Origin of the sequence: Pseudomonas sp. P867, from assembly GCF_019891455.1 — a bacterium.
In the GTDB taxonomy this organism is placed as follows: Bacteria; Pseudomonadota; Gammaproteobacteria; order Pseudomonadales; family Pseudomonadaceae; genus Aquipseudomonas; species Aquipseudomonas synxantha_A.
Genome location: NZ_JAFLXB010000009.1, coordinates 230,769 through 246,086, shown reverse-complemented (window position 1 = coordinate 246,086; position 15,318 = coordinate 230,769). Strand labels below are relative to the sequence as shown.

Sequence of the window (15,318 nt, the reverse complement as noted above, 5' to 3'; positions counted from 1 at the left end):
ATCCCCAGTCTTTGGATTGATGGGATCTCAATGTGGGAGGGGGCTTGCTCCCGATAGCAGTGTGTCAGTCAATACATCAATTGACTGTTACACCGCTATCGGGAGCAAGCCCCCTCCCACACTTTCTCTGAGGTGTTGCTTTAACCGCGCAGGGCCTTGAGCTTGGCCAGCACCCCTTCTGCAGTCTGCTCACCCATCAACTGCTCACGCACCTTGCCCTTGTCGTCGATGATGTAGGTCACCGGCAACGCCTCGCTGCGTGGAATTTCGAAGATCCCGTCCGGGTTCTGGGCCAGGACCGTGAACTTGATCCCCAGCTTGTCGCTGGCGGCCTTCAGTTCCTCACCCTGCACGTTGTCGAAGTTAACACCGAATACCTCCACACCCTGCCCTTTCAGTTGCTCGGCCAAGGCATTGAGCTCGGGGATTTCCGTGCGGCACGGGCCACACCATTCGGCCCAGTAATTGACCACCAGCCACTGTTTGTCCAGGCGTTCGGCCGCCACTTTCTGGCCATATTGGTCAACGCCGTAATCGTTACCGCAGCCGCTGAGCAGCAGGGTTGTGATGATCGCCAATGCACCGATCAGTCGCCTTGTCATGGGGTATTCCTTCGCAAAAATGAACGTTGGCTGCGACCTATCGCCTCTTACGGTTTAAGGACAGGCGCCAGCGCAGGTAGAATACCCGCCACCTTACGCAAGATGCGACCCGCACATGACCGATCTGACGCTTTATCACAACCCGCGCTGCTCGAAATCCCGCGGTGCGCTCGAACTGCTTGAAGCTCGCGGCCTCAACCCGACCGTGGTGCGCTACCTGGAAACCCCGCTGGACGCCGCGCAAATCCAGGCCCTGCTCAAAAAACTGGGGATCAGCGCGCGCCAACTGCTGCGCACCGGCGAAGAGGAATACAAAACCCTCAACCTGGCCGATGCCAACTTGAGCGAAGCGCAATTGATCGCCGCTATCGCCGGGCACCCCAAGCTGATGGAACGCCCGATCCTGGCAACTGCCGACAAAGCCATCATTGGCCGCCCACCCGAGAACGTATTGGAGATTCTGCCGTGACCACGCCCTATGTGCTGGTGCTGTATTACAGCCGCAACGGCTCGGTAAGCGAAATGGCCCGGCAGATTGCCCGGGGGATCGAGCAAGGCGGCATGGAAGCACGTCTGCGCACCGTGCCGGCGATTTCCACCGAGTGCGAAGCGGTGGCGCCGAGCATTCCCGAGGAAGGCGCGCTGTATGCCAGCCTGGATGATCTGAAGCACTGTTCAGGCCTGGCCCTGGGCAGCCCGACACGCTTTGGCAACATGGCTGCACCGCTCAAGTACTTCCTCGACGGCACCAGCAACCTGTGGCTCACCGGTGCTCTGGTCGGCAAGCCCGCCGGCGTGTTCACCTCTACCGCCAGCCTGCATGGCGGCCAGGAAACCACGCTGATGTCGATGTTGCTGCCGCTGCTGCACCACGGCATGTTGATCACCGGCCTGCCTTACAGCGAACAGGCACTGCTTGATACCCAGGGCGGCGGCACGCCATACGGCGCCAGCCACCATTCCGGGCCTGACGGCAAGCGGATGCTCGATCAACATGAAATCACCCTGTGCCGGGCCCTGGGCCTGCGCCTGGCCAAGACCGCCACGCTGCTGGAGCACGGCCGTGGCCAGGAAGCCTAAAGTCCTGCCGCCCCAGGCGTGGCTGGAACCGCGGGTAAACATTGCACGCGCACTGAGCCTGCTGGCGTTTTTTGCCCTGGTGGGCTTGTTGTGCGTGTACTACCTGTTCATCGCCGACCTGCATGGGGCGCGCCCATGGGTGATCCTGCTGATCGAACTGGTGCCGCTGCTGGTACTGGCGCCAGGGATGATGATCGGCAGTGCGCGCGGGCATTCGTGGATGTGCTTTGTGGTGAATCTGTATTTCATCAAGGGCGCGCTGGCGGCGTACGACCCGAACCGCCAGTGGTTCGGGGTGTTGGAGATGCTGGCGAGCCTGGCGGTGTTTTGCACGGCGCTGTTGTATGTGCGTTGGCGGCATCAGTTGAATCGGCGGTTGGCTGCAGAACCTGTATCGGCCTGAAGTCCGCTATCGCAGGCAAGCCAGCTCCCACATGTTGATAGGCGGCGCGGTCAAAATGTGCGGGCTGGCTTGCTCGCGAAGGCGTCACCTGGGTCTCAATGGTTGACGGTGTACGCCAACATCATCGACAACTGGCACATCGGCCGCCCACTCTCGGCATGCCACTGGTTGAAGGCGCCCTGTACTGTGGCCAAATCCCGCAGGCTGGTCGGCGCCTTGTCGACGATCTTCTGCGCATTCAACGCCGCCACCACGTCATAGCTCGGCACAAACGTATCCTTGCCCACCATGCGCAGGAAACGCGGTGCCGACAGCCCGCCCAGTTGGTGGCCATGCTTGCTCAGGTATTTCCATAGCCCGACGATATCGGTTACCGGCCAATCGGCGACAAACGCACCGAAGCTGCCCTTTTCCTGCTCTATATCCAGGATCATCTGCGCATTGCGCGGCACACTCTTGAGCTTGCCCAGGTGGCGGATGATGCGGGTGTCCTGCATCAGGCGTTCCAAGTGCTCGGCGCCCATCAGCACGACTTTTTCCGGATCGAAGCCGAAAAACACCTGTTCAAACGCCGGCCATTTCGCGTCGACCACACTGTGCTTCAAGCCCGCACGGAAGACCCGCAGCGCCAGGGTCGACAGGTAACGGTCATCGGTGATCTTGCGCAATTGCGCCGGGGTCTTGGGCACAGGCAGGTGGGCTTCCAGCTCGGCCGCCGAACCGAAGCGGTTCAGACAATATTCGTGCAGCCACTTGTAATCGCGCATGCCCTCTCCTGGCAGTTGAATTGAAAACGGCGCCCGCAAGCGCCGTTTACTAGAGCCTCGACGAGGCTTAGAGGTTCACTACATTGACGAAACGCGAAGCAGCCGTCTCATCGATTTTCAAGCTGGTGAAATCGAACAGGTTGCGATCAGCCAGTTGAGACGGGATCACATTTTGCAGGCTGCGGAAGATGCTCTCGGTACGCCCGGGGGTCTTGCGCTCCCAGTCCAGCAGCATTTCCTTGACCACCTGGCGCTGCAGGTTTTCCTGGGAGCCGCACAGGTTGCAGGGGATGATCGGGAATTGCTTGAAGTCGGAGTACGCTTGGATGTCCTTCTCGTTGCAATACGCCAGCGGGCGGATTACCACATTGCGCCCGTCATCGGCGCGCAGCTTGGGCGGCATGGCCTTGAGCGAGCCATTGAAGAACATATTCAGGAAGAAGGTCTCGACGATGTCATCGCGGTGATGACCCAGGGCCATCTTGGTCGCGCCGATCTCGTCGGCAAAGGTGTAGAGCGTGCCACGGCGCAGGCGCGAGCACAGCGAGCAGGTGGTCTTGCCTTCCGGGATCAGCTCCTTGACCACCGAGTAGGTGTCTTTCTCGACGATGTGGTATTCAACGCCCAATTCCTTGAGGTAGGCCGGCAATACGTGCTCGGGGAAGCCGGGTTGCTTCTGGTCCATGTTCACCGCCACGATCTCAAACTTGATCGGCGCGACCTTTTGCAGGTGCAGCAATACGTCGAGCATGGTGTAGCTGTCTTTGCCACCAGAGAGGCAGACCATGACCTTGTCGCCGTCCTCGATCATGTTGAAATCGGCGACCGCTTCACCGGCCAGGCGACGCAGGCGTTTTTGCAGTTTGTTCTGGTTGACCGTAAGAGTGCCCATGGCGCTTGGATCCGCTGAAGGTGTGTGACGAAAAGCGCAGCATTTTACCGATATGAGCGGCCGAGTTCCAATGTGGGAAGGGGCTTGCTCCCACATTTGACAGACCCCACCGCGATTAAGCGCCCTGTTTACAGCGCAATTTGCTCTAAAGGCCCTACAGTTATTCCGGTCATCCCTTCCTATACTGCGACTTGAGGTCGCACACATATCCAGACCTTTCAGGCCATCTGGCCGGTGGGCGCTCCGATGGGGGGCGATGGTAATAACGACAGGAGTGACTGGCATGATCCATCACGTCGTGGGGCTTTTTACCCATCCCGACCAGGAATGGCGGGAAATCCGTGGCGATAAAGAAGAAAGTATCGGCCACATGTACCTCACTCACACCCTGATTCTCGCGGCGATCCCCGCCGTGTCCGCCTTTATCGGCACCACCCAGGTTGGCTGGGTCATCGGCAACCGGGCGCCGGTGATGTTGACCCAGGAAAGCGCACTGTGGATGACGCTCATGTCGTACGCGGCCATGCTTGGCGGCGTGGCGGTGATGGGCGCGTTCATTCACTGGATGGCCCGCACCTACGACGCCAGCCCCAGCATGGCACGCTGCGTGGCCTTCGCCACCTATACCGCAACGCCACTGTTTGTCGGCGGGCTGGCGGCACTCTACCCGCATATGTGGCTGGGCATGGTGGTCGGCACGGCGGCCATTTGCTACACGGTGTACCTGCTGTATGTGGGGCTGCCGACCTTCATGAGTATCGACCCGGACGAAGGCTTCCTGTTTTCCAGTTCGGTATTGGCCGTGGGCCTGGTGGTACTGGTGGCGATCATGGCGTTTACCGTGATTGTTTGGGGCCTGGGCGTAGGGCCCATCTACACCAACTAGGCAACTCAACCCGCAGGCAAGGCCACCGCAAGGTGGCTTTGTGCGTTATGCATGACCATTCGGCGCCTGACAGATTCGGAAACACCCTGCTTTGCGGCATACTGGGCGTCTCTGGAGATTTGTACAGCATGCCCGAGCAACTCAATACCCGCGTCGAAGATTGTTTCCTGCAAGCCGAATCCTTTTTCAAACGAAGCTTCAAACGCCCCCAGGTCAGCCTCAAGCTGCGGGGCCAGAAAGCCGGTGTCGCGCATTTGCACGAGAACCTGCTGCGCTTCAACCCTCAGTTGTACCGTGAAAACAGCCAGCATTTTCTCAAGCAAACCGTGGCCCACGAAGTGGCGCACCTGATTGCCCACCAGTTGTTTGGCGAGCGTATACAGCCCCATGGCGAGGAATGGCAGTTGATCATGCGTGGGGTTTACGAATTGCCGCCGGACCGCTGCCATACCTATGAGGTCAAGCGCCGCCAGGTGACCCGTTATATCTACCGCTGCCCGTGCGCGGACAGTGACTTCCCGTTCTCGCCGCAGCGCCATGGCCTGGTGAACCAGGGGCGGCGGTATTTGTGTCGGCGGTGTCGGCAGACTCTGGTGTTCACCGGGGAAACTCGGGTGGAATGAGGGCCTCTTCGCAGGCAAGCCAGCTCCCACATCTGGATCTGTGAACGCAATCAAAATGTGGGAGCTGGCTTGCCTGCGAAAGCGTCGGCTCAGTCAACCTACAACCTTGGCCTGACGCAATTCATCTATCCGCTGAGCACTGATCCCCAACTCCACCAACACCTCGTCACTATGCGCCCCCACCGCCACCCCAATATGCCTGGGCGCCGGCAACCCTTCTGAGAACTTCAGCGGGCAAGCCAATTGCGCTTGTGTCGAGCCATCCCCCCGGGGCACATGGCTGACCAACTCCCGCGCCTTCAACTGCGGATGCTCAACAGCCTCCGCCAGGCTCAACACCGGTTCCACACACGCATCCACCCCGGCAAACAACTCACACAATTCTTCAAAACTGCGCTTCTCGAATTCCACCTGCAGGGCCTGCTTGAGCACTGCCTGCTGCTCTGGCTTCACGCTGTGGGCCGCCAGCTCCGGCCTGCCCAGTGCCTCGCACAACTGCTGCATAAAGGCCGGCTCCAAACTCCCCACCGACATCCAGCGCCCATCGCGAGTGCGATAGTAATCGTAAAAACTGCCACCATTGAGTACATGGTTCTCCCACTCCGGCTCCACTCCGCAGGCTAGATAGCCAGCCCCGACCATGGCGTTCAGGCTGAACGAACAATCGGTCATGCTCACATCCAGGTATTGCCCCACTCCGCTCTGCTGCCTGGCAATCACCGCCGCCAGCAAGCCCACCACCGCATGCAGCGAACCACCTGCCACGTCCGCCAGTTGCACGCCCAGCGGCAACGGCCCGCTGTCCCGCCGCCCGGTGTGACTGGCCACACCGGCCAACGCCAGGTAATTGATATCGTGCCCGGCGCGGTCCTTGTAAGGGCCGGTCTGGCCGTAGCCGGTAATCGACACATAAATCAACCCGGGATTGATCGCCTTCAGCGCCTCATAACCCAGCCCCAGGCGCTCCATAACCCCAGGGCGAAACTGTTCGAGCAGGATGTCATGACTCTTGACCAGCTCACGCACGATCTCCACCGCCTCGGCCTGCTTGAGGTCCAGGGCCAGGCTGCGCTTGTTGCGGTTCAAATACGCGTGGCTCGCCGAGGTACCGCGGTCATGGGGCGGCAACACCCGCAACAGGTCCATGCGCGTGGGCGATTCGATACGCAGCACCTCGGCGCCCATGTCCGCCAGCATCAACGAGGCAAACGGGCCGGGCAGCAAGGTGGAAAAATCCAGCACTTTAAGGGACGCCAAGGGACCAGACATAGAGACTCCATTCGGGTTGCGATCACCCACAGACTAGGCAGCCTGGCGGCTGCCGGCAATCGTCAGAACGATCAGCGACAGTGACCGTTTTGATCACGGCGGGCTTTTTCGCGGCGGCGGCTTTATCATTGGCCGACGTTTGTTGGCAGAGTCTCCCATGAAGTTCGCGATTGCACTGTATAGCGCCGCCCACGCGCCCTCCTCGCGCCGCGCCCTGCTGTTCGCACAAGCAGCGCTGGCGGGCGGGCATGAGATTGTGCGGCTGTTTTTTTATCAGGATGGCGTGTACAGCGCGTCCAATAACATCGTAGCGCCCCAGGACGAGCCAGACATTGCGCGCCAATGGCGCGAGTTTGTCAGCCAGCACCAGCTCGACGGCGTGGTGTGCATCGCCGCCGCCTTGCGCCGTGGTGTGCTGAACGCCGAGGAGGCCGCACGCTATCAACGCAGCGCGGTCAATCTGCAGGCGCCATGGGCGTTATCGGGCCTTGGGCAATTGCATGACGCGATCCAGGATGCCGACCGCCTGATCTGTTTTGGAGGGCCGTGAGATGTCCAAATCCTTATTGGTGATCAGCCGACAGGCGCCGTGGTCCGGGCCAAGTGCGCGGGAAGCACTGGATATCGTGCTGGCTGGTGGCGCGTTTGATCTGCCCATTGGTCTGCTGTTTCTGGATGACGGTGTGTTCCAGCTGGCGCCGCATCAGGCCGCCAAGGCCGTGCAACAAAAAGACCTGAGCGCCAACCTGCAGGCATTGGGCCTGTTCGGCATTGATGACGTGTTCGCCTGCGGCCACAGCCTGTCCGCACGCGGGTTGCTGCCGCCCGCCAATGCGCAGACGCTGCACAGCCAAGCCATTTGCGAGCTGATTGATCGTTACGACCAGGTGATTACCCTCTGATGTCGACTCTACATGTGGTGTCTCACTCTCCCTTTACCGACAGCCGCCTCGACAGCTGCCTGCGCATCTGCGGCGCTCAGGACGCAATCCTGCTGTGTGGCGACGGTGCCTACGCGCTGCACACGCCCGCCCTGCAAAGCAAAGGCGTGAAGGTCTTTGTACTGGCCGAAGACATGCAGGCGCGCAACCTGCCGCTTCCCGACTGGGCTGACAGCGTGGATTATCCAGGTTTCGTGCAACTGTCGATCGACTACGACAAGGTCAACACCTGGCTATGAACACCCTGACCGTCGGCACACGCAGCCTCGAACTGGACAAGGACGGTTACCTCGTCGACCTCAATGACTGGTCCGATGAGGTGGCGCACGCCCTGGCCGCTGCCGAAGCCCTGGAGCTGACCGCGGATCACTGGGAAATCCTCAAGCTGCTGCGCCAGTTCTATACCGAATTCCAGCTGTCCCCTGCCACACGCCCGCTGATCAAGTACACCGCCTTGAAACTGGGCCCGGAAAAGGGCAACAGCCTGCATCTAAACAAACTGTTCAACGGCACTCCCGCCAAACTCGCCGCCAAGCTGGCGGGCCTGCCCAGGCCGACGAATTGCTTATGACCGACTTCGCCCCCTTGACCCTCAACACGCCCGAAGAGCACCCTTTTGCCCAGTTCGTACGCATCCTCGGCAAAGGCAAGCGCGGCGCACGCAACCTCACCCGCGAAGAAGCGCGGCAAGCCATGGGCATGTTGCTCGACGAAAAGATCGAAGACACCCAGCTCGGCGCCTTTTTGATGCTGCTGCGTCACAAAGAAGAGAGCCCGGAAGAACTCGCCGGTTTCACCGAAGCGGTACGTGAACGCCTGGATGCACCGGCGTTGAACGTGGATATCGACTGGCCGACTTACGCCGGCAAAAAGCGCCATCTGCCCTGGTTTCTGCTGGCGGCCAAGTGCCTGGCGCAAAACGGTGTGCGCATTCTGATGCACGGCGGCGGTGCCCACACGGCGGGCCGGCTGTACACCGAGCAACTGCTGGAGACGCTGCAGATCCCGCTGTGCCGCAATTGGCAGCAGGTGGGAAGCGCCTTCGAGCAGGGCAACCTGGCCTTTATCCCGTTGGGCGACTGGGCGCCGCAATTGCAACGCATGATCGACCTGCGCAACACCCTCGGCCTGCGCTCGCCCATTCATTCCCTGGCGCGGCTGCTTAACCCGCTGAATGCGCGCTGCGGCCTGCAAAGCATCTTCCACCCGGGCTACCAGGGCGTACACCGCGATGCCAGCGGCCTGCTCGGGGACAATGTGATCGTGGTCAAGGGCGACGGCGGCGAGATTGAAATCAACCCCGACACCCTCAGTCACCTGTATGGCACCACCGGCGGCCAGAGTTGGGACGAAGAGTGGCCCGCGCTCTCCGCCCAGCGTCACGTCAAACCGGCGACGCTTGAGCCTGAACAGTTGAAAGCGTTGTGGCGTGGCGAAGTCGAGGACAGCTACCCGCAACTGGCGCTGATCGCCACCATGGCCCTGGCGTTGCGCGGTCTCGGCCACCCGCGGCAACAGGCCTTCGAACTGGCCCAGCAATACTGGGATGCACGGGATAAATCGATTTAGTCGATCATTCACCCCCGGTCTTTGCGCTTTTAGTTCGAACTCATCCCTTTAGACTGGACTCCAACGTTTAACAGCCAAGGAGCCAGTCATGGGTTTGCTGATTGAAGGACAGTGGAAAGACCAGTGGTATGAAAGTAGCGCAGATGGCGCTTTCCAACGGGAACAGGCACAACGCCGCAACTGGGTGACCGCCGATGGCGCGCCCGGCCCGAGTGGCGAAGGTGGCTTCAAGGCTGAGGCTGGCCGCTATCACCTCTATGTGTCACTGGCCTGCCCCTGGGCGCACCGCACCTTGATCCTGCGCAAACTCAAAGGCCTGGAAAGCCTGATCGACGTGTCAGTGGTCAGCTGGTTGATGCTGGAAAACGGCTGGACCTTCGACAAGGCCCACGGCTCCAGCGGTGACAAACTGGACGATCTGGCCTTCATGCACCAGCGCTACACCGCCGATACGACCGACTACACCGGGCGCGTCACCGTGCCGGTGCTGTGGGACAAAAAACTCAAGCGCATCGTCAGCAATGAATCGGCGGAAATCATCCGCATGTTTAATAACGCGTTCAACGGGCTGACCGGCAATACCCTGGATTTTTATCCCGACACGCTGCGTCCGACCATCGACGCCCTGAACGAACGTATCTACCCGGCCGTGAACAACGGCGTATACCGCGCAGGTTTTGCCACGTCACAACAGGCGTATGAACGTGCGTTTGATGATGTGTTTGCCGAGCTGGATCATTTGGAACAACACCTGGGCCAGCATCGTTATCTAGCCGGTGAGTACCTGACAGAGGCGGATGTGCGGCTGTTTACCACGTTGATTCGCTTTGACGCGGTGTATTACAGCCACTTCAAGTGCAACCTGCGGCGGATTGCCGATTATGCGAATTTGTCGAATTGGCTAAGGGAGATGTATCAGTGGCCGGGCGTGGCCGAGACGGTGGACTTTGCCCATATCAAGGGGCATTACTATGCCAGCCATCGCACGATCAACCCGACGGGGATTGTGCCGAAGGGGCCGTTGCAAGAGTTTGACAACAGCCATGATCGGGCGCGACTTTCAGGTAAAGGTGTCTTTAGCTGATCTGGATTATCGGTTGTATTTGATGGCCTCATCGGGAGCAAGCCCCCTCCCACATTTTGACTGTGTTCACAAACCAAAATGTGGGAGGGGGCTTGCTCCCGATGCTTTTAAGGCTCAGACCTGAGACTGAGCCCCTTCGAACCATTTGAGCTTCTCGCGCAACACCACCACCTCACCCACGATCACCAGCGTCGGCGCATGTACTTCATGCTCCGCCACCATGCGCGGCAAGTCCGCCAGGGTGCCGGTAAACACACGCTGGTTGGAAGTGGTGCCCTGCTGGATCAAAGCCGCCGGTGTGTCCGCCGAGCGCCCGTGCTTGATCAACTGCTCACAAATGATCGGCAAGCCAATCAAGCCCATGTAGAACACCAGGGTCTGCGACGGCCCGACAAGGTCCTGCCAGGGCAGATCCGACGTATTGTTCTTCAGGTGCCCGGTGATGAAGCGCACCGATTGCGCATAGTCACGGTGCGTCAGCGGAATCCCGGCATACGCGGCACAACCACTGGCCGCCGTGATCCCTGGCACCACCTGGAACGGGATGCCATGGGCCGCCAATTCCTCGATTTCTTCGCCACCGCGCCCAAAAATGAACGGATCACCGCCCTTGAGGCGCAGCACGCGCTTGCCTTGCTTGGCCAGGTCGACCAGTTGCTGGTTGATCTTATCCTGAGGCACAGCGTGGTCAGCACGCCGCTTGCCGACGTAAACTCGCTCGGCATCACGACGGCACAGTTCCAGGATCGCCGGCGCCACCAGACGGTCGTACAGCACCACGTCGGCCTGCTGCATCAGGCGCAAGGCACGAAAGGTGAGCAAGTCCGGGTCACCCGGGCCTGCACCCACCAGGTACACCTCGCCGGGTGCATAAGGTGGCGCGCCATTGACCTTTTCGATCAACAGGCGCTCAGCTTCATCGCCCTGCCCGGCCAGTTGACGGTCGGCAATCGGCCCTTGGAACACCTCTTCCCAGAACGCACGGCGCTGCTGCACATCCGGGTACAAACCTTTGACCTGGGCGCGAAAACGCGCGGCCAAACCGGCCAATTGGCCGTAGGTGGACGGAATCCAGGTTTCCAGCTTGGCGCGGATCAAGCGCGCCAGCACCGGCGCGTCGCCGCCGCTGGACACCGCAATTACCAACGGCGAACGGTCGACAATCGCCGGGAAGATCACGCTGCACAAGGCCGGCGCATCTACAACATTGACCGGCACGCAACGGCGCTTGGCCTCACTGGACACTTGCGCGTTCAGCGGCTCGTCGTCCGTTGCCGCGATGATCAGGGTGCAACCCTCCAGGTCAGCCTCCTGATAACCGCGCAAAATCAGTTCCCCGCCACTGCCCAGTACCAGTTCACGCAACTGGTCTTCGATCTGGGGAGCAACCACCCGCAGCAACGCACCGGCGTCGGCCAGCAGCCGGGATTTGCGCAAGGCAATCTCCCCGCCACCGACGACCAACACTCGACTGCCGCGCAGGTTATGAAACAGCGGCAGAAATTCCATTTAGGCGATGACCTCAACGCCGCCCATGTACGGCTTGAGCACCTCAGGTACACGGATCGAACCGTCAGCCTGCTGGTAGTTTTCCAGCACGGCCACCAAGGTACGGCCTACGGCCAGGCCAGAACCGTTAAGGGTGTGCACCAACTCCGGCTTGCCGGTTTCCGGGTTGCGGAAACGCGCCTGCATACGACGGGCCTGGAAATCACCGCAGTTGGAGCACGACGAAATTTCGCGATACTTGTCCTGGCTCGGTACCCACACTTCCAAATCGTAGGTCTTCACAGCGCTGAAGCCCATGTCGCCGGTGCACAGCGCCAGTACGCGGTACGGCAGCTCCAACAGTTGCAGAACGCGTTCGGCATTGGCGGTCAGGCCTTCCAGGGCTTCCATGGAAGTCGACGGCTCGACCACCTGCACCATCTCGACCTTGTCGAACTGGTGTTGGCGGATCATGCCGCGCGTATCGCGACCCGATGCGCCGGCTTCACTGCGAAAGCACGGGCTGTGGGCAACCAGCTTCAACGGCAGTTGCTTGGCATCGAGGATTTCGCCGGCGACGATATTGGTCAGCGACACCTCGGCGGTCGGGATCAGGTACAGATCGGCTTCGCCGTCGCGAGTGATCTTGAACAGGTCTTCTTCGAATTTCGGCAACTGGCTGGTACCCATCAGCGCCGGCGCCTGGACCAGGTACGGGGTGTAGGCTTCTTCGTAGCCATGCTCACCGGTGTGCAGGTTGATCATGAACTGCGCCAGCGCACGGTGCATACGGGCGATCGGGCCACGCAGCAAAGCGAAACGGGCACCGGACATTTTTGCCGCGGTCTCGAAATCCAGGCCACCGGTCAATTCGCCCAGGGCCACATGATCCTTGATCTCGAAATCGAAGGCTTTGGGCGTGCCCCAGCGGCGTACTTCAACGTTGCCGTCTTCATCTTCGCCTACCGGCACGGATTCGTGGGGCAGGTTCGGAATGCCCAGCAGGATCGAGTCCAGCTCGGTCTGGATGCCTTCCAGCTCGGTTTTGCCGTTGGACAGCTCAGTGCCCATACGCTCGACATCCGCCATCAGCGGTGCGATGTCTTCGCCGCGCTGTTTGGCCTGGCCAATGGACTTGGAACGCGCATTACGCTCAGCCTGCAGTGCTTCGGTGCGGGTCTGGACGGTCTTGCGCTGTTCTTCCAGCGCTTCGATGCGCGCAACATCCAAGGCAAAGCCACGGGATGCCAGGCGGTCCGCTACGTCCTGAAGGTTGCTACGTAACAGTTTGGAATCGAGCATGTCGGTCTCTCGTTATCAAAGTTTGGTCAAGGACAGGCCGGCCCAGGTGGCGAGCAGCCCGCCGAATACGCTGATGCCCAGGTACCCGAAGGCGACCAGGGCCTGCCCGCTTTCCAGCAGCCGCAGCGTATCCAGTGAAAAGGATGAAAAGGTCGTCAGACCGCCTACAAAACCGACAATCAAGCCGGCGCGAATTTCAATCGGCACTTCCGGGCGCAACAGGAACCAGCCGTACAACAGCCCGATAATCAAACAGCCCACCAGGTTGACTGCCAGGGTCGCCGCATAAAAATGCTTCGGCCACTGGGCGCTGACCCAGGTGCTGGTGGCGAAACGCAATAATGTACCAGCGATGCCGGCTGCGGACACGGCAAGAATCGTCTTGAGCACTACTTTCTCCGCTGACGGGGGCTGAGACGGTCGAGTTGGGCCAGATGGTTGAGCTTTTCGCCGATCTTCAGCTCCAGCCCACGGGGCACTGGCTGGTAGAGCGGCAACGGTTCCAGAGCATCGGGGAAGTAGTCTTCGCCGGCTGCATAGGCATCCGGTTCGTCATGAGCGTAGCGATATTCGTCACCGTAACCCAGCTGCTTCATCAGTTTGGTCGGCGCGTTGCGCAAGTGCATCGGCACTTCCAGCGAACCATGTTCAGCCGCCGCTCGCAGCGCCGACTTGAAGCCCATGTACACCGCGTTGCTTTTCGGTGCGCAGGCCAGGTAGGTGATGGCCTGGGCCACCGCCAACTCGCCTTCCGGGCTGCCGAGGCGCTCCTGCACCTCCCAGGCCGCCAGGCACAGGCTCAGGGCTCGCGGGTCGGCATTGCCGATGTCTTCGCTGGCCATGCGCACCACGCGACGGGCCAGGTACAACGGATCGCAACCGCCGTCGATCATGCGTGCGAACCAGTACAGCGCACCGTCCGGGTTGGAGCCGCGCACGGACTTGTGCAGCGCGGAAATCTGGTCGTAGAAAGCTTCACCGCCCTTGTCGAAGCGCCGGCGCGTATCACCCAGCAGGCTTTGCAGCAGATCGACGCCAATTTCACCGCCGTCTTCAGCCAGGTCCGAAGCGTTTTCCAGCAGGTTGAGAAAACGCCTGCCATCGCCATCTGCGGCGGTGAGCAGGATCTTGAAGCCTTCTTCACTGACGCTCAGATGGCGCTTGCCCAGGCCCTTGTCTTCACTCAAGGCCCGCTGCAGCAGCTTTTGCATCGCCGCCTCGTCCAGGCTTTTGAGCACGTAGACACGCGCTCGCGACAACAAGGCGTTGTTGAGTTCAAACGAAGGGTTTTCAGTGGTGGCGCCGATAAAGATCAAGGTGCCGTCTTCAACATACGGCAGGAACGCATCCTGCTGCGACTTGTTGAAGCGATGCACTTCGTCGACAAACAGGATGGTGCGCTTGCCGTACTGGCCGGCCTGCTGCTTGGCGACTTCCACCGCCTGGCGGATTTCCTTGACCCCGGCAAGCACCGCCGAGACCGTTTCAAAGTGGGCATCCGAGACTTTCGCCAGCAGCCGCGCCAGGGTGGTCTTGCCCACGCCCGGCGGGCCCCAGAAAATCATCGAGTGCAGCGCGCCCTGCTCCAGCGCTTCGCGCAAGGGCTTGCCGCGAGCGAGCAGGTGTTCCTGACCGACGTACTCATCCAGGTTGGTCGAACGCAAGCGTGCGGCGAGGGGCTGGGCAATCGGGTCACTTCGAAACAGATCCATGGGCAGCGCTTGAAACCTCTCGGCAGGTTATTCCTGGATCACGTCGGCACCCTTGGGGATGGCGAACTTGAACTTGGACGCGGGCACCGGCTGGTTGGCCTTGACCCCGGAAAACAGGATATCGGTGCGCTGGCCAACGCTGTCGACCAGGCGCATGTTATTGATCACACCGTTGCCGAACGACAGGGACAGCGTGTCAAACAGCGTGTCCTTGGATTTTGGCTTGAGGGTGAACTCGATCACGTTGCTGGTCTGTTTGGAAGTGATGTCGAAGCTGTCGTTGATTTTCGACACGTCACCCGACAGCAGCAGTGCGGGTGTCTGGTTCAGGCGTGGATCGAGCTTCTTGATGGTCGCCTGTTCCAGGTCCGGGTCCCACAGGGTGACCTTCTGGCCATCGGAAACGATGGTCTGCTCAGCCTTGCCTTCGGTATGCCAGTAGAACAACCCAGGGCGCTGCACAGCCATCTCACCGGCGGTTTCCTGCAACTGGGTGCCACCGGCATCCAGGGTCAGTTGGGAGAAGCGCGCGGTCAGGGTCTGGGATTTGTCCAACAGATTCTTCAGGCTGGCGACGGAAGCCGGGTCAGCGTGAGCCGAAACAGCGGTCAGGGCCAGTGCCGGCAACAACAGCATGCGGATAAAGCGCATGGGAGTCCTCATTGAGTAGTCAGGGCGGTGCCGCGTGTTACCACGCGGC

At 60.5% G+C, this 15,318-nt stretch carries 20 protein-coding genes; 11 read left to right on the top strand and 9 right to left on the bottom strand.

Annotation, left to right across the window (positions count from 1 at the left end; translation table 11 throughout):
* Window positions 1-140: 140 nt before the first annotated feature.
* Entirely contained in the window at window positions 141-602 is a 462-nt protein-coding gene (locus J1G33_RS18235; RefSeq protein ID WP_005789064.1) for a TlpA disulfide reductase family protein, read from the bottom strand.
* A 115-nt stretch (window positions 603-717) separates the two neighbouring features.
* On the opposite strand from J1G33_RS18235, the gene arsC reads away from it, so the two are divergent.
* The 3 genes from arsC to J1G33_RS18220 are packed head-to-tail and all read left to right on the top strand — an operon-like array spanning window position 718 to window position 2,085.
* Window positions 718-1,071 (top strand): arsenate reductase (glutaredoxin), encoded by a 354-nt coding sequence (gene arsC / locus J1G33_RS18230; RefSeq protein WP_078821654.1) that lies wholly within the window; start codon window positions 718-720, stop codon window positions 1,069-1,071.
* A complete protein-coding gene (gene wrbA / locus J1G33_RS18225) occupies window positions 1,068-1,682 on the top strand; it encodes an NAD(P)H:quinone oxidoreductase (RefSeq protein ID WP_032880636.1) in 615 nt (204 codons plus the stop codon). The genes arsC and wrbA overlap by 4 nt, the downstream gene beginning before the upstream one ends.
* Window positions 1,666-2,085 (top strand): DUF2069 domain-containing protein, encoded by a 420-nt coding sequence (locus J1G33_RS18220; protein WP_032880635.1) that lies wholly within the window; start codon window positions 1,666-1,668, stop codon window positions 2,083-2,085. The genes wrbA and J1G33_RS18220 overlap by 17 nt, the downstream gene beginning before the upstream one ends.
* A gap of 95 nt (window positions 2,086-2,180) precedes the next feature.
* Here J1G33_RS18220 and J1G33_RS18215 read toward each other — a convergent pair whose 3' ends face one another.
* Both J1G33_RS18215 and ttcA read right to left on the bottom strand, forming a co-directional pair.
* The gene (locus J1G33_RS18215) at window positions 2,181-2,852 is read right to left on the bottom strand and encodes a DNA-3-methyladenine glycosylase I (RefSeq protein ID WP_034120216.1); all 672 of its coding nucleotides are present in this window, start codon (window positions 2,850-2,852) and stop codon (window positions 2,181-2,183) included.
* Between the two features lie 67 nt (window positions 2,853-2,919).
* A complete protein-coding gene (ttcA, locus tag J1G33_RS18210; protein ID WP_044274647.1) occupies window positions 2,920-3,744 on the bottom strand; it encodes a tRNA 2-thiocytidine(32) synthetase TtcA in 825 nt (274 codons plus the stop codon).
* 283 nt (window positions 3,745-4,027) lie between these two features.
* Between ttcA and J1G33_RS18205 the strand changes: the two genes are divergently transcribed.
* Window positions 4,028-4,630 carry a Yip1 family protein gene (locus tag J1G33_RS18205; protein WP_005789070.1) on the top strand — a complete coding sequence of 201 codons (603 nt, stop codon included), beginning with the start codon at window positions 4,028-4,030 and terminating at the stop codon, window positions 4,628-4,630.
* 128 nt (window positions 4,631-4,758) lie between these two features.
* Window positions 4,759-5,253, top strand: coding sequence for a SprT family zinc-dependent metalloprotease (locus J1G33_RS18200; protein WP_003192067.1), 495 nt, complete (start codon window positions 4,759-4,761; stop codon window positions 5,251-5,253).
* A 93-nt stretch (window positions 5,254-5,346) separates the two neighbouring features.
* Here J1G33_RS18200 and J1G33_RS18195 read toward each other — a convergent pair whose 3' ends face one another.
* Window positions 5,347-6,522, bottom strand: coding sequence for a CaiB/BaiF CoA-transferase family protein (locus J1G33_RS18195; RefSeq protein ID WP_223018503.1), 1,176 nt, complete (start codon window positions 6,520-6,522; stop codon window positions 5,347-5,349).
* A 157-nt stretch (window positions 6,523-6,679) separates the two neighbouring features.
* Here J1G33_RS18195 and tusD point away from each other — a divergent pair, with 157 nt between their 5' ends.
* The 6 genes from tusD (at window position 6,680) to J1G33_RS18165 (ending at window position 10,116) form a co-directional block, all read left to right on the top strand.
* On the top strand, window positions 6,680-7,072 hold the full coding sequence (gene tusD / locus J1G33_RS18190; RefSeq protein ID WP_005789072.1) for a sulfurtransferase complex subunit TusD: 393 nt from the start codon (window positions 6,680-6,682) through the stop codon (window positions 7,070-7,072).
* Window position 7,073: 1 nt separating this feature from the next.
* On the top strand, window positions 7,074-7,424 hold the full coding sequence (tusC, locus tag J1G33_RS18185; RefSeq protein WP_032880631.1) for a sulfurtransferase complex subunit TusC: 351 nt from the start codon (window positions 7,074-7,076) through the stop codon (window positions 7,422-7,424).
* Window positions 7,424-7,702: a sulfurtransferase complex subunit TusB gene (tusB, locus tag J1G33_RS18180; RefSeq protein WP_005789074.1), complete on the top strand. Its 279-nt coding sequence runs from the start codon at window positions 7,424-7,426 to the stop codon at window positions 7,700-7,702. Before tusC ends, tusB begins: the two co-directional genes overlap by 1 nt.
* A complete protein-coding gene (locus J1G33_RS18175) occupies window positions 7,699-8,034 on the top strand; it encodes a TusE/DsrC/DsvC family sulfur relay protein (RefSeq protein ID WP_032880630.1) in 336 nt (111 codons plus the stop codon). Before tusB ends, J1G33_RS18175 begins: the two co-directional genes overlap by 4 nt.
* Entirely contained in the window at window positions 8,031-9,032 is a 1,002-nt protein-coding gene (locus J1G33_RS18170) for a glycosyl transferase family protein (RefSeq protein ID WP_223018502.1), read from the top strand. The genes J1G33_RS18175 and J1G33_RS18170 overlap by 4 nt, the downstream gene beginning before the upstream one ends.
* A gap of 88 nt (window positions 9,033-9,120) precedes the next feature.
* Window positions 9,121-10,116 (top strand): glutathione S-transferase family protein, encoded by a 996-nt coding sequence (locus J1G33_RS18165; protein WP_032880628.1) that lies wholly within the window; start codon window positions 9,121-9,123, stop codon window positions 10,114-10,116.
* A gap of 114 nt (window positions 10,117-10,230) precedes the next feature.
* On the opposite strand, the gene cysG is transcribed toward J1G33_RS18165, so the two are convergent.
* The 5 genes from cysG to lolA are packed head-to-tail and all read right to left on the bottom strand — an operon-like array spanning window position 10,231 to window position 15,269.
* Window positions 10,231-11,625 carry a siroheme synthase CysG gene (gene cysG, locus J1G33_RS18160; RefSeq protein WP_032880627.1) on the bottom strand — a complete coding sequence of 465 codons (1,395 nt, stop codon included), beginning with the start codon at window positions 11,623-11,625 and terminating at the stop codon, window positions 10,231-10,233.
* Window positions 11,626-12,906 (bottom strand): serine--tRNA ligase, encoded by a 1,281-nt coding sequence (gene serS / locus J1G33_RS18155; protein ID WP_005789081.1) that lies wholly within the window; start codon window positions 12,904-12,906, stop codon window positions 11,626-11,628.
* Between the two features lie 15 nt (window positions 12,907-12,921).
* Window positions 12,922-13,296 (bottom strand): fluoride efflux transporter CrcB, encoded by a 375-nt coding sequence (gene crcB, locus J1G33_RS18150; protein ID WP_005789082.1) that lies wholly within the window; start codon window positions 13,294-13,296, stop codon window positions 12,922-12,924.
* Window positions 13,296-14,618 (bottom strand): replication-associated recombination protein A, encoded by a 1,323-nt coding sequence (locus J1G33_RS18145; RefSeq protein ID WP_124412556.1) that lies wholly within the window; start codon window positions 14,616-14,618, stop codon window positions 13,296-13,298. The genes crcB and J1G33_RS18145 overlap by 1 nt, the downstream gene beginning before the upstream one ends.
* A gap of 27 nt (window positions 14,619-14,645) precedes the next feature.
* The gene (lolA, locus tag J1G33_RS18140) at window positions 14,646-15,269 is read right to left on the bottom strand and encodes an outer membrane lipoprotein chaperone LolA (RefSeq protein ID WP_223018501.1); all 624 of its coding nucleotides are present in this window, start codon (window positions 15,267-15,269) and stop codon (window positions 14,646-14,648) included.
* Window positions 15,270-15,318: the final 49 nt, after the last annotated feature.

Coding starts and splice junctions, on each gene's coding strand:
- J1G33_RS18235 (WP_005789064.1), bottom strand. CDS start 602: ATGACAAGGCGACTGATCGGTGCATTGGCGATCATCACAACCCTGCTG.
- arsC (WP_078821654.1), top strand. CDS start 718: ATGACCGATCTGACGCTTTATCACAACCCGCGCTGCTCGAAATCCCGC.
- J1G33_RS18215 (WP_034120216.1), bottom strand. CDS start 2,852: ATGCGCGATTACAAGTGGCTGCACGAATATTGTCTGAACCGCTTCGGT.
- ttcA (WP_044274647.1), bottom strand. CDS start 3,744: ATGGGCACTCTTACGGTCAACCAGAACAAACTGCAAAAACGCCTGCGT.
- J1G33_RS18205 (WP_005789070.1), top strand. CDS start 4,028: ATGATCCATCACGTCGTGGGGCTTTTTACCCATCCCGACCAGGAATGG.
- J1G33_RS18200 (WP_003192067.1), top strand. CDS start 4,759: ATGCCCGAGCAACTCAATACCCGCGTCGAAGATTGTTTCCTGCAAGCC.
- J1G33_RS18195 (WP_223018503.1), bottom strand. CDS start 6,522: ATGTCTGGTCCCTTGGCGTCCCTTAAAGTGCTGGATTTTTCCACCTTG.
- tusD (WP_005789072.1), top strand. CDS start 6,680: ATGAAGTTCGCGATTGCACTGTATAGCGCCGCCCACGCGCCCTCCTCG.
- tusC (WP_032880631.1), top strand. CDS start 7,074: ATGTCCAAATCCTTATTGGTGATCAGCCGACAGGCGCCGTGGTCCGGG.
- tusB (WP_005789074.1), top strand. CDS start 7,424: ATGTCGACTCTACATGTGGTGTCTCACTCTCCCTTTACCGACAGCCGC.
- J1G33_RS18175 (WP_032880630.1), top strand. CDS start 7,699: ATGAACACCCTGACCGTCGGCACACGCAGCCTCGAACTGGACAAGGAC.
- J1G33_RS18170 (WP_223018502.1), top strand. CDS start 8,031: ATGACCGACTTCGCCCCCTTGACCCTCAACACGCCCGAAGAGCACCCT.
- J1G33_RS18165 (WP_032880628.1), top strand. CDS start 9,121: ATGGGTTTGCTGATTGAAGGACAGTGGAAAGACCAGTGGTATGAAAGT.
- cysG (WP_032880627.1), bottom strand. CDS start 11,625: ATGGAATTTCTGCCGCTGTTTCATAACCTGCGCGGCAGTCGAGTGTTG.
- serS (WP_005789081.1), bottom strand. CDS start 12,906: ATGCTCGATTCCAAACTGTTACGTAGCAACCTTCAGGACGTAGCGGAC.
- J1G33_RS18145 (WP_124412556.1), bottom strand. CDS start 14,618: ATGGATCTGTTTCGAAGTGACCCGATTGCCCAGCCCCTCGCCGCACGC.
- lolA (WP_223018501.1), bottom strand. CDS start 15,269: ATGCGCTTTATCCGCATGCTGTTGTTGCCGGCACTGGCCCTGACCGCT.